Source organism: Streptomyces sp. NPDC041796 (genome assembly GCF_055590785.1).
Map to the genome: position 1 here is coordinate 1 of NZ_JBVJAH010000048.1, position 13,861 is coordinate 13,861.

A 13,861-nucleotide genomic window follows, 5' to 3' on the forward strand; every position below is an offset into this window, starting at 1 on the left:
CACTGGTCACACTGGCGAAGACTCAGCCAGACACGTGCCCGCAACAGCCACTACAAACAACGCGGACACACCCCATAACTGTGATTGCAGTACTAGGCGCCCTACGACCTGACCGGCACCCTTGCCAGCCTGGCTGGACGACCTCGCAAACAGCGGACTGGCTCCTCTCGCCAGCTTCGCCGGAGCCCTGCGCGAAGACCGGCACGCCGTCACCCAGGCAATCACCACTCCCCCGCAACTCCGGGGTCAGCGAAGGCCGCACTACCGATGTCAAGCTGCAGAAACGCCTGATTGCCGGACGCGCGGGCGTCCCACTTCTCCGACACCGAGTCGTCCTGATCGCCACCAACGTCGCCACTACGCGGACCGGCCGACCGCCTCACCAAGATGGTCTCCGGCTACGAAAATCTTGCTCTGCCAGCCCAGCGGGTCCGCACCAAAGACCGGATCGTCAAACGAGCGATCTCCAAATACAACGCATGCGGACCCGCCATCGACCGCGCATCTACAAGGGCACCATCAACACCGTCATGCTGCGAGCAGCCCTTGACAGCCCCGCCCAACTGAACGGCGGCGTTGGGGATAGCCGAGCAATTGGATGCTACTTGACGGAGGATGTAAAGACAGTTGGGCACGCGCCACCGGTGATAATGTCATAAGTGTCGCTCATCCCCCCCCAGTCGTTCATGCCATTACCAATGGTGGTGGGGTTGACACCGTCCGTCGTAGACGGGGTAATCGGAGGGACTTCATTACCGGTAATCGGCACAGGCGGAGGGTTTGTTACAACCAGTGGACGCTGACCTTCTCCCTGTCCGTCATGCCAGGTGGCCCAAAAGCTTTCAGTGCAGGACTGGGAAGCGGAACGACCGACTACACCAGGCGAAACTCGTAAGACGCTGCCAGCTGGAACAATTGCCTCTTTAGTGCCTGCACAGAAGAGGTGGGTCGAACTCCTCAAATTGCATTTCCCTACTTCCTCCGGCTGCCCCCCTGGCCTCACGAGCAGAAGGCCATGGTCAGCGTTTGCCGACAGGGAGAAATCATCTGACTGATTAGAGCTAAGGAAATGGGCATCATTGAGTGCTTCGATGTTGTAGTGAAAATCCCTATCAAGATTACAGCCATTCTCATCTTTGTATGGAGCAATTGCACTCGGGTTTGCGTTGCAAACCAAAATTGGCCAGTTTACCACCTTGCTGGCCGCAAGTACGGAATGAGCTGCCCCGTTTGGCGCACCAGTCTGCGTGCTGTAACCGACTGGCCAACTCCAGTCTCCCGGCTGGTCTGGGGGCGGCTCCGCCGCCGCTAAGCCAGTGCCGATTAACGAGACAGGTAGAACGATGAGTGCGGCAACTGCCAACCTCTTGAGGTGTGACGGAGATTCAACCATCTTATTTCACCTTTCCGCCGCACTTTCGAAGCGGCTGATGTAAGGCGTGAATGCGATTCAGGGGAAGTTAGGCGCTGATTGAGCAGTGCCCGCCCGTCTTGATGGTATGGAAGTCGTTCTCTCCCCAGAGATCATTGTTTCCATTGAAAGAAGGAGGCGGCTGCTGGCCCCGCTGTGGTTCGCCTGCAGGGTTGTACCACCCTAATTGGAATGAAGCGGTGCAGGCTGTGGTTGCACTCACACCGACAATCGGTTTCTCTGTTTGCAGAGCGTCTCCGGAAGCCATCGTCGCAGTTACCGTGGGCTTACAGATAACCTCGGTGTTGCTTTGCACGAAGCAGTCACCGACTTTTGTCGCGGGAGCCCCCGACTTAGGTACCAGTTGCAGCCCAAAAGAAGGGGAGGAAGGTGTTCCGCCCGGAGAACCGGGCGGGGGGGCGGCTAGGTGATTCAGGAAAAAAGCGCCACCTAGCGCTGAAATCTCAAATACAATGCTAGGAGTAATTTGGCAGCCTGACTGGTCAGGGATTGGCTGCCGTGTCGGAAGGGGATTGCACGTCAACTTCGGATGCATATTCACTTTCAGGCCAACCGGCATTTGTCCGGCAGATGCAAGAGGGAACCCTAGATCTCCGGGCTTATCTGTGGCAGATGCAATGGGTGCCGAAAGTGCGAGTAATGCGGCCACCGGGAAGTAGACCGCGCGTGGAGTGAGAAGCTTACGCGAATGATACTTCCTCATCCTGTTTCCTTTCGTTTGGAGCAGATTGGTGAGCGAACGCATAAAGCTACCCACTATGAGCTAGGGAAGCCCTGATAATGACGCCTTCGAGTACTGATCTTTGACGCCGGGTTTGTTGGTCTGGTTGTGTTCGGCGAGCTGGATGCATGGGGACTCGGACTCGCAATCTTTGGGCCCGGTTGAGTGGAGCGGGGGCGTATGCAGGTCAGGGATCTGTTTGGACAGGGGATGCGAAAGAGCAGAGTCGCGGAGGCCCTCTGCGTGACGCCGCACGGGCTGATTCAGAGTGGGGGTGATCATGCTCCAAGGCCCGGTAGCTTAAGGGCCAGTGCAGGTCAATAACTTGCCGTCTTGATTTGTGGTGGCGGGTTAGTCCGAACGCGCTGCGAGGGCTGTCCAAGTCGTCGAGGGTGGCGGGCCGACCTTGGCGGGATGGATAGCGTGGTCGGCTGTGTCGAGGAGACGGCGGATGTCGCGGATGCGCTAGGGGCGGTGACCACGCCGTTGTGTGCAGGTTCACTTCCTGCTGGTCCGTGTGGAGGGCTGTGAGCGTGGTGTTCAGAGCCTTTAGCTTGATGCCCCTATGGGTGTCAGGCTGTCAGAAGGCCCTAAGTTGTTGGTGGTTTGGATGGGCCGTTAAGGTCCAGAGATCCAGAGACGCCGGGTATGGCTTCCAGCCGGTTGCGCCAGATGGTTCACATCACCTGGCCGCCCGGCGTCTCACGACGACTCGGCCGCTGATTAGCGCCTCTGTATGTCAAGCGGCTGCGGGGTGAGGCTCGTTGATCATTGTTCATGTTCCAGTAGACAACATTGGACAAGCGGCGCTTGAGCGCCCGACGGGTTTCGGCCGGTGTCTTCTCCTCGGTGATTTCTTGCAGGAGTACTCCTGGCCACGGCCGCCGTCGCGGATCTGGCAGACGGCGATGATGTGGAGTGCGCTAGTCAGGGCCCTGTTGCCTCCGGTGTTGAGGCGATGGCGGATGTTCTTGCCACTGGAGGCGTCGTCCAGGAGTGCGCTGCCGACGTAGCTGGCGAAGTGATGCTCGGTCGGGAGGCGACTGATGTCACCGACGTGGCCCAGGACCTTCGCGGCCAGGGCAATGCCCAGGCCGGGCAGTGCCGTGAGGCTGGTCCGCGAGGCGGCGAGAGCGTCGCGCATCTGAGCCTCATTTTGTCCTTGACCTGACGGTCGAGCCTGCGCAGGTCGGCCAGCAGATCCCGGGCAATGTCGCGGCGGCAGTTGTCCGTCACGGTGACCGGCCGGATGCCCCTCATCAAGGCTGCGGCCTTGTCGGACGAGAGCCGGGTGGGGCGCCGCCGGGCAGCAGGTCGCGCAGGACGGCATGCAGGCGGTTGGTGGTGCGCGCGTTCCGGGCCGGGGAAGACGCCCGTGAGGTGACTCCGGGGCGGTTCACGGTGCGGGTCCGGTCGGTGACCAGGTCCATGCGGCGGTCGGTGACGGTCTCGCCGTCAGCCCGTAATGGATGCAGGTCACACCGGATGCGGATCTGGTCCGCGATGACGGCAGCATCCTTGGCCTCGCTCTTTCCTTCGCCGCGGTAGCTCTCGGAGGCGCGAGGATGGCCCGGAAATGTGGTGAACCTGTGGTTTGTGGTTGAGGAGGATCACGATGGCCAGGGCGGCGCCACCGTCGGCCAGGTCGATGCCCAGGTGCCTCGTCGCCCAGGGCCAGGACGTTTGAGTGGAGTTCGAGTAGTTCGGGCTCGTCGTTGACGACGCGTCGGGACAGCAGCCGACGGCCTCTCTCGTTGATCGCGACACAGCGGGTGGTGGGTCTTTCCTTCCTGCGTCGATGCCGACCAAGATAGCGGCCATGTGGTGCCGCCGTACGCTGCTGTGGGTGCTTCCCGACGGACGACCTCGCTGTCGTTCCCTAAGAGGTCGTTTTATCCCGTTGTTTCATCCCGGAATATGGTATTTGGTCTGCGGTGTCGGGTCGCGCCAGGAGATGGTGTTCTCGCCGGTGAGGCGGCGGGCCATGAGGTCGGTCATGGCGATGTGGATCACGGCTTCGGAGCGGGTGGGCAGGGTTTCGTAGTCGCGGGCCAGGCGGCGGTGGAGCATGAGCCAGCCGTAGGTCCGTTCGACCGCCCACCGCTTCGGGATCGGGGTGAAGCCCCTGCTCCCGGGCTTGCGCGCGGTGATCTCCATGTCGATGCCGAGGGCGGCCGCATGCTCGACGAGGTGCTGTCGGTAGCCGCCGTCCGCCCAGATCTTTCGGATCCCGGGATGGTCGGCGGCGACCTGGTCCAGGAGGCGGGTGCCGGCCACGGAGTCCTGCACGCTCGCCGCGGTGACCAGCACCGCGAGGAGGAGTCCGAGCGTGTCGGTGACGATGCTCCGCTTCCTGCCGACGATCTTCTTTCCGGCGTCGGTGCCCTGGCCGGCGGTGGGGACGCTGGTGGAGGTTTTGACGCTCTGGGCGTCGATCACGCAGGCCGACGGCTCGGCGTCACGCCCTTCCTTCTCGCGTAAGAGCTGCCTGAGCAGGCCGTTGAGCTGGCCGAACACGCCCTCGTCGGCCCATTTGGCGAAGTAGCCGTAGACCGTGTTCCAGTGCGGGAAGTCGTGCGGAAGGTAGCGCCACTGAACCCCGGTGCGGTCCACGTACAAGATCGCGTCCATGATGTCGCGCAGGTCATGCTCCGGCGGCCGGCCGAAGTCCAGGGCCCTGCCCCGGCGTTCGAAGCGCCAGGCAGACAGCACCGGCTCGATCAACTCCCAGCGCGCATCGGACAGATCACTCGGATACGGGCGTCGCGTCGGCATGCTTCAGGCGTACCGCCGCGGACTGAGTACGCCCAGGCGTACAGCGACGACAACGGAAGCACTCGGCCGCGAAGGCCGGGCGTCCTGGGATGAGACAGGCACAAGTCACTTCCCGCCTCACCTGCGACCCCACCTGACCAGCAAAAATCAACCCGCATCTCCAGCAGCACGAGCACCACAACCCGGCGGTCTGAAAATCACCGGATACGCGAACAGTCCAGGTGAAAACGACCTCTAAGACGCCGTTTCACTTGGTGAGTCGGCGGTAGCTGATGAGGGCTGCGGCGATGCCGACGAAGGCCAGGAAGTGCTCGGCTTTTCGCTCATAGCGCCGGTGCAGTCTTCGGCAGCCGGCCAGCCAGGAAACCGTTCTCTCGACGACCCAGCGGTGTCGGCCGAGCCGCGTGGACGACTCGACGCCCTTGCGGGCGATGCGGTGGCGGATGCGACGCTCGCGAAGCCATTTCCGCAGGTGGCCGTAGTCGTATCCCTTGTCGGCATGGAGCTTGGCCGGACGCCGGCGGCGAGGCCCGCGGCGGGAGCGAACGGGCGGGATCCCGCGCACGAGCGGCTGCAGGCCGAGGCTGTCGTGCATGTTGGCGCCGGAGATGCCCAGCGACAGCGGCACGCCATTCCGGTCGGTGATCAGGTGGATTTTCGATCCCGGCTTGCCGCGGTCGGTCGGATTCGATCCGGTCAGTGGCCCCCTTTTGCGGCCCGGACGCTGACGGAGTCGATCGCGCACCGCGACCAGTCCAGCTCCCCTCGAGCGCCGAGTTCGTCGAGGATCACCCGGTGCGGCTCCACTGAGCGAAGCGCCGGTAGACCGTGGGCCAAGCCGGCCCGAACACCGGCGGCAACTGCCGCCACGTGCAGCCCGAGGTGGCCACGAAGATCATCGCCGCCAGGCATTCACGGTCACCAGCCCGTCGGCGGCCGCCGCCCTGCGGCGGTTCAAGTCCCGCACCGCGCTGATCACATGGGTGGAATCGGTTCGCTGCTTACCCCCGGCCGCCACCAGGCCGGCATCCTTGCAGTGCTCCAGGAGCCGGTCGAAGACGACCCGCTCCAGGCCGTGCCCGGCCAGACGGGCCCGGAAACGGCACAGCACACTGGCGTCGAAGCCGATGTCCGTCAGTTCCACCCCGAGCACGTATTTCCAGTCGATCGCCCGCACCGCCATCGCCACGGCCTGCCGATCCGTCAGATCCTCCGCGAACTGCAACACCGTCACCAGCGACAACGCCCCCGACGACAGTCCCGGCGCCCCGCCCACCCCGAACGGCTCAACAGCGAAGACCTCCGCGAAGCGGTCCCGCACCCGTATCGCCAGGCTCCCCTTCGGGAACGCCACCCGGGCCACCATCACGGCCTGCTCCAAGACCTCCGGCAGCCCCACCGGCCGCATCGACATGTCCTACCGCCCCCATGGCCGCACAACAGAAGAAGCGACCTCAGGAACGATCACCGCCGACCCGCCCCCACCCCCGCAACGAATTGCGCAGCGGAGTCGCCCTGGTGCGGGAGCCTCTCGGCTCACACGGCTCCCATCGCCCAGCCATCAGGTTTGAGGCCGAACCGCCAGTGGGCGAACATGTTGGGATACCGGCGGGCTGTGCCCGCCAGCAGTTCTCCCGCTCTCTTCTCCCGGCGGCGTTGTCGTTTGTACTTCTGACAAGCCCAGCCCACCAACATCCTGTTGATGCGCCGGAGGAGGGGATACAACATGGACTTGTAGAAGCGCCCGTAATAGTTGATCCATCCCTGCACGACGCTGTTGAACATCCGTGCAAGGTCCATCAGCGACTTGTCACTGCGCTGGGCGATGCGCCAGGAACGCATTTCCTTGCCCATCGCCTTGATTGCCGCCTTGCTGACCGCGGGCAGGAAGTTCACGAAGTGCTTCCCGTACCGGTTCTTGGCCAGCCTGGGCCGGAACGTGTACCCAAGGAACGTGAACGACGTGTACTCGTACGAGCCCTTCCGGTCCGCGTCCTTGCAGTAGACGATGCGCGTCTTGTCCGGATGCAACTCCAGACCGACCTGCGCCAATCGCTGCGCGAGAGTATCCCGCACGCGACGGGCCTGACTCTCGCTCTTGCAGTGGATTACCGCATCGTCGCAATACCACTCGAAGGTAACCTGCGGGAACTCCCGGGCCAGCCACACATCGAACGCATAGTGCAGATACAGATTCGCCAGCACGGGAGAAATTGCCGACCCGTGAGGAGTCCCGATTTCCCGTTGCTGCACCGAGCCGTCTGCCTTCGCCAGCGGCGCAATAAGCCACCGCCTGACGTAAAGCAGGACCCATTTCCCATCCTCATCGATATACCGCTCGACGGCCCTGAGCATCAGCTCATGGTCCACGCTGTCGAAGAACGCCCGGATATCGAGATCGACCACCCAGTCGCTGCGCCAACAACGCCGCCGGCACTGCTCCACCGCATCCAACGCGGACCGCCTGGGCCGGTAGCCGTAGGAGTCCGGATGGAACACAGGCTCCACCCGACGCTCCAGATACATCGCGGCCACCGTCTGAGCGATACGGTCCGCCACCGTCGGCACCCCAAGGACGCGGACACCCTTGGGGATCTCGACAGCTTTCACCGCCGGAGGGAAATACGAACCGGACGACATACGGTTCCACAGCTTGACCAGATTCCTCGAAAGGTCCTGCTCGAATTGCTCGATCGTGACACCGTCCACCCCGGGTGCACCCCGATTGGCTTTGACCCGCTGATACGCCTCCCACACCATCGACTTGGGAATGTCAAACGACTTGAACTTGACCTGCGGCCTTGATCCGTTCACCTGGCTCCTCCCGGGAACTCCGGTTGACCACCAAACAAGATCCGAGCAACCCGCCCCCTTCGCTCCACCCCCATTACAGGAGCTTCATCACTACTACGAGGCGGTCCGTCCCCCTGCCACGCATCGGTACTCTGCCCCTCACAGTTTCAGCTGTTTGAGGCTCTCCCTTATCGCCAACCGGCCTTCAACCTGACCGACGGCAGCATCGTGGCGAGGGGTTCCCACGTTCCGCACTGGCGCCTGTCGCCGAGCTCGCGCCACCTTCATGCCGGGCCGCCACCTGGCCAGGAATACAGGACCCCGCCAGATTCGTCCCGGGGCAACAACTGGGCCCCGGTTTCGGCAACCACTCATACGCTTACGACACTTCAGCAGTGGTTCACTCACGTTCGCCTTCTCGGCACACACCTGACGCATCTTGTGCGCCTTTTCCGCAGTGCTCATCACCCCGGCTCATTCATCGGAGCAACCTACGGCGGTTTTGAGACCTCCCCCTACGCGGGCGGTCCCGGAGGACCTACCTCCATCACCAGTGCAGCATCACGCCGGAAGATTCCGTCTACATCAGAACCTCCCGTTGTGTTCGTGGCGCACAGTCGTCGGCGTAACGGACATAGCGAAGCCGGCGGTAGTCCGGATCGTTCGGGTCCTGGCTCGGCAGGGAGCGACGCTGGAGCCGAAGCGTCTGCACCGCCTCCCGGTCGCCGTGCCGTTTGGCCTTCTCGATCGCGTAACCGATGACCTGATACGCCCGGTTGGGCTGCCGACGCAGGCCCTTGTTGTACTCGGGCAGCAGAGTCTGTTCGATGAACTGGTCCAGCCGGTCGAGGTAGATGTTCGAGAGGATCGGCGAGGCCACCCCGCCCTGCGGCGCGCCGCTGAGCGTGGCGTGCCAGCGCCAGTCCTCCAGGTATCCGACCTTGAGCATGTGGCTGATCAGCCGTAGAAACCGGCCGTCGTGGATCTTCTCCGCGAGCGTCGACAGCATCACCTCGTGATCGAGGCTGCCGAAGCAGTCGGAGATGTCACCTTCGACGAACCAGTGGGTTCCCTTCCAGACTTCCACGACCTCGCTGAGCGCGGTGTGGCAGCCACGTCCGGGCCGGAACCCGTGGGAGCGGTCGGAGAACTGGACGTCGTAGTACGCCTCAAGGAGCAGGCGCACGACCTCGGCGACCAGCTTGTCCGACCAGGTCGGCAGTCGCCACGACTACCCCGCAGCACTTCGTCGTGGCCTCCCCGGGCGACACATAGCAATCGCCCGGGAAGTTCCCCGCCCCCAAAGCAAGGCAGGGACGCTCCGCATCCAGCCCAGATCCGCCAGATTCGAGCTGGTGACGAGTAAGGAGGCGTCAACGCCGGTTCCTCGCGTACTCCTTTCCGTCTCGCTTGCCGGACCCGCACCATCTGGCAGTGCTGATACGTCCCGGCTTTGTCAGGGCCGCTTGCCACCCTCCCCGGCACCTCCCGGGTGGGGCTGCCCTCAGCTTCAACCGCCCTGCTGCGACAGGACGGCGGTGGCGTCCTTTCACCGCCACTCGAACAACTCGCGCTTCACGGCGCACCTATGTCCTTCGTCAAGCCTGAGCGGTCATGCGGTGGCTGTCTCGGGGGTGCGGGGTTCGTAGAAAGTGCCGTCGCGGAGCATGGCGAACAGCACGCTGATGCGGTGGCGGGCGAGGCGGAGCACGGCCTGGGTGTGGGTTTTGCCGCGGGTTCTTTGCCGGTCGTAGTAGATGCGGGAGGCGGGTCGTGCAGGGCGGCGAACGCGGAGAGGAACATGGCCCGTTTCAGGAGCCGGTTGCCTGTTCTCGGGGCGTGTTCGCCGTGGATGGAGGACCCGGAGGACTTCGTTGCCGGGCCGAGGCCGGCGTAGGAGGCAAGGTGGGCGGCGGTGGGGAACGAGGTGCCGTCGCCGATGGTGATCAGCAAGGTGGCGGCGGTCCTGACGCCGACTCCGGGCATCGAGGTCAGGACCTGGGAAAGAGGGTGCGACTGCAGCAGCTCGCCGATCTGGGCTTCCAGAGCGCGTCGTTGTTCGTGGACGGCGGCCGGCGAGCGGGCCAGCGAGGGCACGACCACGTCCAGGGTGCCGGTGCCCGGACCACGAGCTGGACGCGATCCGCATGCTGACCAACTACGACATGGACTCCACAACGCCGTTCGCGGTGTTGCTGATCGGCCAGCCCACCCTGCGCAAGCGGATGAAGCACGGCGTCCTGGCGGCACTGGACCAGCGGATCGCGATCAGCTACCAGATGCCCACGATGACGAAGGAGGAGACCGCCAGCTACATCAAGCACCACCTGCCCATCGCCGGACGGCAGGACACCCTGTTCTCCGACGACGCCGTCGAACTGATCCACCTCACCAGCCGCGGCCTGCCCCGCTCGGTCAACAACATCGCCTGGCAGTCCCTCATCGCCGCCTTCACCGAGGAGAAGGGCATCGTCGACGAGTCCTCCACCCGCGTCGTCATCACCGAGACGCACGCGACTGAGTGACGACGAAAGCGACACCGTGACCAACGTCGCTCAACACTCGGTGCGGTCGTAGTACTTCGCGGTGGCCTCGTCCCAGGGCAGGCGGCGGTAACTGGCATACGGGGTGGGCTGGTTGAGCTTGACGGTGAGCAGGTAGTGGGCCTTCCTGTCCTGGATGAGGAACCGTGCGGTGTCCGTCCGGGTGTGCAGTGCGTCCGCGCTCACCCACGCGCCTTCGATGTCCAGCGTGCCGAGCACTTCGCGCAGGCAGGGAATCTCGTTGGTCTTGTCGGGGATCCGCAGCTGGGCGATGACAGCCAGCAGATGAGCCGCGGTCCGGGTCCGGGTGCGTGAGCCGCGGGCACTCTTGCCGTCCGCCGCCAACCGCACAGAGCGGGCCTGCGCCACACCGGCGGGCCGCAGCAGCACGGCCAGACCGTCGGGGTGCAGTTGCCCGACAACCCGGGGGACGGTGTCCATCGACGCGTCCGGCCGCACCCCCAGCGCGCCACGGACCGAGCCGGGCCAGAACGTCCTGGGGTGCACGTCGCAGCCAGTGCCCGATGGCCGCGTACGAACGCGCTCCGGCCGTTACCGCGCAGGCCGCCGCTCTCACCAGCGCGACCAGCGGATACCGCCGCCCGCGACGATCACGCGGATCACACCCTCCACATCCCCTCGTCACCCGCCAGGGCGACAGCACACGACAGCACGAGCGCGGGCATGGCAGACTCACAAATCATCGAAGCTCCGTTGCTGGCAAGGGACTTGAGACCTCCCCCACCTCAGCGGAGCTTCTCCGTATCCGGTCACACCCCACCGACCTGCAACACCACAAGATCATCAAGACCTTGCGAGAGCCCTGGCGCACCCCCCTCCAGGACGTCATGAATTTTAATGTAGACGCTCTGTATTAGTGCCGGCGACGGAGCATCCCCAGCAACCACTAGAACTCTCGCCGAGGTCCAATAAGCAGGAGACCCAAAGGAAACACTCAAGAGATTTCCGCATCAAAATTATCGAGAGGACTTAAGTATGACCGCTAAACGCAATGGCGGTCTTGCCGGTCTGCCGCTTCACCTCATTGCAGTCTTGGTAATGACTACCACAATTATCACAAGTTCACAATTGCCGGCCACTGCGCAAGTGCAAGCAGCCTCAACGTCATCGGGAGATGACGACTGCACAGCGCCACACATTTATAACCCTGACTTAGTAACCCTTTCCGAGGCATCCTCTACTGAGCCGCAGCCATTGAATACCGACGGCAATAAATTGACAAGCGAGGAAGCCAGCGCCGCTAAGATTGCGGCCGACGGATTACCAAAGGAGAAGGGAAATGCGAAAGGTGAACTAAGCGACCTCTTCGAGAAGGATAAAGCGCTCCGGCCTACCCTGAGGGCCGTTAATGACGGGATCATTGAAGAACAATATAATCTGTGCCACATCAATCAGCAGATTGCAGAATTCGGGCCCAAGGCTTATCTTCTGAAAGCAAAGAAGATTTCAGAAAACATTGTGATGGTACGCCAAGCCTGGGGTGCCAGGTGGTTGGCTGATCATTTTGCATGGGCGACAGATGGCTACAAGCCCGGAAAGGCCCCCCTCCTCAACGTCCAGGACGCACTCGAATCGGAAGCAAATGTTGGGGCGGCCACCACGAACTCAGACCTTCCAGCTACGCCGAATGAGCAGCTGACGGATGAAGACGTCTCAGACGAAATCGCCAATATTTTCTTCGCCTTCTGCGGCAACTCGGAACTCGGAAAAATCGAGCCTGGAAAACCACTCAACCGGGAGATCGCTCCATGTGTGGTGAGTACATACAGCTTCCTGCGCTTAATCAGCAGTCTCAACGACGCTAGGAAACTGATCGACCCCGCAAGGCTGGGCAAAATTTTAGAAGCGGTGCCGAAGACAGCTGCCGCGGAGGCTGTGGCCAGTAACGCAGCAGTCAAAGCAGTCCAGGCAAAAGCAGCGGCAAGAGCGGTACCGTTCGGAGTATCAGCTGCCAGGGTCTTCACAAAGGCTGCACCAGTTTTGGACATTGGCGCGTCGCTAGTTATTCTGGGTTTCGATATTGCGAATCTCATGGAGGGGGATCAGGTTTCAGCCGTCGCGGTTGCGGGAGATGCCGTTGCGCTTGCAGGTACCCTAGCCGCGATTTTTCTCCCGATTGCAATTGGACTGCCTGTTGCCCTAATTGCAGCAGGAATCGGAATGCTTGCCGCAATCTTCGTAATTATCGCTCACGCAATTGAAGAAAACATCACCAAGCCTCACAGGAGGGAGAACGCTGTATACCATTACTACGGAGTTTCGAGCGGGATTGCAAAAGATGCTATGAGCGACAGTTCCTTTCCAGGAAAGAAACAGGTAGATGCTTCCGTAGATACCGGGAAAACTGTGACCTCTCGCGGACTAGTGCCCAGTCCAAATGCCGACAGGTTCTGGGAAAGCGCGCGCGATTATGCTTTGCCGGCCGGAGATTACAACGAACTGGGTGCCAAGCCGAAGGTGCTATCTGGCTATGCAATCCGGGCGTTCTACCGTTGGCACTTGATGGCAGTGTCAAATCTATGCTATTCGTACCTTCCATACGAAGCAAAAATTCAGTTGAACGAACTTCCCGCCTGTGTGGATGTTGATGAGGCCGGGTCCCTCACCGGACGTGATCCAAATACGAAATTCTGCAGTAAAGGCTGCTATTTGGAATGTCCGGACAAAATTGCCCTGTCGGTAAATCCTCTTTCCCAGAAGTCGGAAAGATTGAAGTGCTCTTCGCGCAGGGGAATTGCTACAACAGGTGTTCTAAAGCGCGTGGACGACAGCGGGGGAGTCCGTCTCGAACTTACCCAGCTTTGCCCGGCTTGGGGATATCACTCGATGCTGGACTTGAACGGAAAGCCGTTCGATTGTTCGTCGGGGAAGGGAGCTCATATGCTATGCCCTTTGGGTTCCATGGAGAGTGTCCAAAAAGGGGTAATTCCTTCGCTGTGCGAGCTGAGAGCGGGCCTGCCGACTATTCGAGAAGGTTATAAAGTCGTAGAAATTGTCCCACCCGGCGCCATTTCGGGTTTGCTCCCCCCGCGTGAGGACTCGCCTTGACGGTGGGCGGACTTTCCCGGTGGGTGACGGGAGTTGAAAGCCCTGCGGACACGACATCGGCACGCGATAGCGGCGTCTGCCCGTCAGTCGATCGACCGATCGCCGCCCCCGTACTACTCCGGCTGTGAGTATGAAGCTGTTCCGCACCGGCGGGCCTTGACCCAGGGCTGATTCAAAGTCGGGATGATCATGTGGTGCTGGTCACGGCAGGGTGAGGATCTGCGGAGGGGCCGTCACGGACGCAACGAAGCTCCGGTTTTCGGGGTGACCTTGCAAGTCGCCCTGAACAACCGGAGCTTCGATGTGCCGCTAGAGTCCGTCTTCAAATGATCGTTCGATGATGGATCATGGTGTCGTGATTCGTCGTGATGAACTGACTGATGCCGAGTGGGAGTTGCTGGCTCCGCTGATACCGCGGCCCGTCCGGGGCCGGCCCCGGACGGAGGACCGCCGTGTCATCAACGGGATGGTCTACAAGATCCGTACCGGCGTTTCCTGGCGTGACCTGCCGGAACGTTACGGCCCGTG

General features: G+C 62.2%; 9 protein-coding genes and 4 pseudogenes. 3 read left to right on the top strand and 10 right to left on the bottom strand.

The window, feature by feature from the left end; translation table 11 throughout:
- Positions 1-2,928 precede the first annotated feature (2,928 nt).
- From ACZ6C1_RS37695 to ACZ6C1_RS37730, 8 genes and pseudogenes are all read right to left on the bottom strand, one after another.
- On the bottom strand, positions 2,929-3,297 hold the full coding sequence (locus tag ACZ6C1_RS37695; RefSeq protein WP_469247577.1) for a transposase: 369 nt from the start codon (positions 3,295-3,297) through the stop codon (positions 2,929-2,931).
- A 115-nt stretch (positions 3,298-3,412) separates the two neighbouring features.
- Positions 3,413-3,658 carry a hypothetical protein gene (locus ACZ6C1_RS37700; protein WP_469247584.1) on the bottom strand — a complete coding sequence of 82 codons (246 nt, stop codon included), beginning with the start codon at positions 3,656-3,658 and terminating at the stop codon, positions 3,413-3,415.
- A gap of 400 nt (positions 3,659-4,058) precedes the next feature.
- Entirely contained in the window at positions 4,059-4,928 is an 870-nt protein-coding gene (locus ACZ6C1_RS37705; RefSeq protein WP_469247578.1) for an IS5 family transposase, read from the bottom strand.
- 247 nt (positions 4,929-5,175) lie between these two features.
- A pseudogene (locus tag ACZ6C1_RS37710) lies at positions 5,176-5,884 on the bottom strand (IS5 family transposase); the annotation flags it as partial.
- Positions 5,824-6,342 (bottom strand): transposase, encoded by a 519-nt coding sequence (locus ACZ6C1_RS37715; protein WP_469247579.1) that lies wholly within the window; start codon positions 6,340-6,342, stop codon positions 5,824-5,826. The gene ACZ6C1_RS37715 and the pseudogene ACZ6C1_RS37710, both read right to left, overlap by 61 nt.
- 122 nt (positions 6,343-6,464) lie before the next feature.
- The gene (gene ltrA, locus ACZ6C1_RS37720; protein ID WP_469247580.1) at positions 6,465-7,742 is read right to left on the bottom strand and encodes a group II intron reverse transcriptase/maturase; all 1,278 of its coding nucleotides are present in this window, start codon (positions 7,740-7,742) and stop codon (positions 6,465-6,467) included.
- A 595-nt stretch (positions 7,743-8,337) separates the two neighbouring features.
- A pseudogene (locus ACZ6C1_RS37725) lies at positions 8,338-8,943 on the bottom strand (reverse transcriptase/maturase family protein); the annotation flags it as partial.
- 390 nt (positions 8,944-9,333) lie between these two features.
- Positions 9,334-9,845, bottom strand: a pseudogene (locus tag ACZ6C1_RS37730) (transposase); the annotation flags it as partial.
- Between the two features lie 23 nt (positions 9,846-9,868).
- Between ACZ6C1_RS37730 and ACZ6C1_RS37735 the strand changes: the two are divergent.
- Positions 9,869-10,246, top strand: coding sequence for a hypothetical protein (locus ACZ6C1_RS37735; protein ID WP_469247585.1), 378 nt, complete (start codon positions 9,869-9,871; stop codon positions 10,244-10,246).
- 30 nt (positions 10,247-10,276) lie between these two features.
- Here the strand turns inward: ACZ6C1_RS37735 and ACZ6C1_RS37740 are convergent, their stop codons facing one another.
- The gene (locus tag ACZ6C1_RS37740; protein WP_469247581.1) at positions 10,277-10,771 is read right to left on the bottom strand and encodes a transposase; all 495 of its coding nucleotides are present in this window, start codon (positions 10,769-10,771) and stop codon (positions 10,277-10,279) included.
- Positions 10,772-10,787: 16 nt separating this feature from the next.
- Positions 10,788-10,961: pseudogene (locus ACZ6C1_RS37745) on the bottom strand (hypothetical protein); the annotation flags it as partial.
- Positions 10,962-11,260: 299 nt separating this feature from the next.
- On the opposite strand from ACZ6C1_RS37745, the gene ACZ6C1_RS37750 reads away from it, so the two are divergent.
- Positions 11,261-13,333 (top strand): hypothetical protein, encoded by a 2,073-nt coding sequence (locus ACZ6C1_RS37750; protein ID WP_469247582.1) that lies wholly within the window; start codon positions 11,261-11,263, stop codon positions 13,331-13,333.
- A gap of 340 nt (positions 13,334-13,673) precedes the next feature.
- Positions 13,674-13,861, top strand: a 188-nt coding sequence (locus ACZ6C1_RS37755; RefSeq protein WP_469247583.1) for a transposase, incomplete at its 3' end; no start/stop codon positions are given.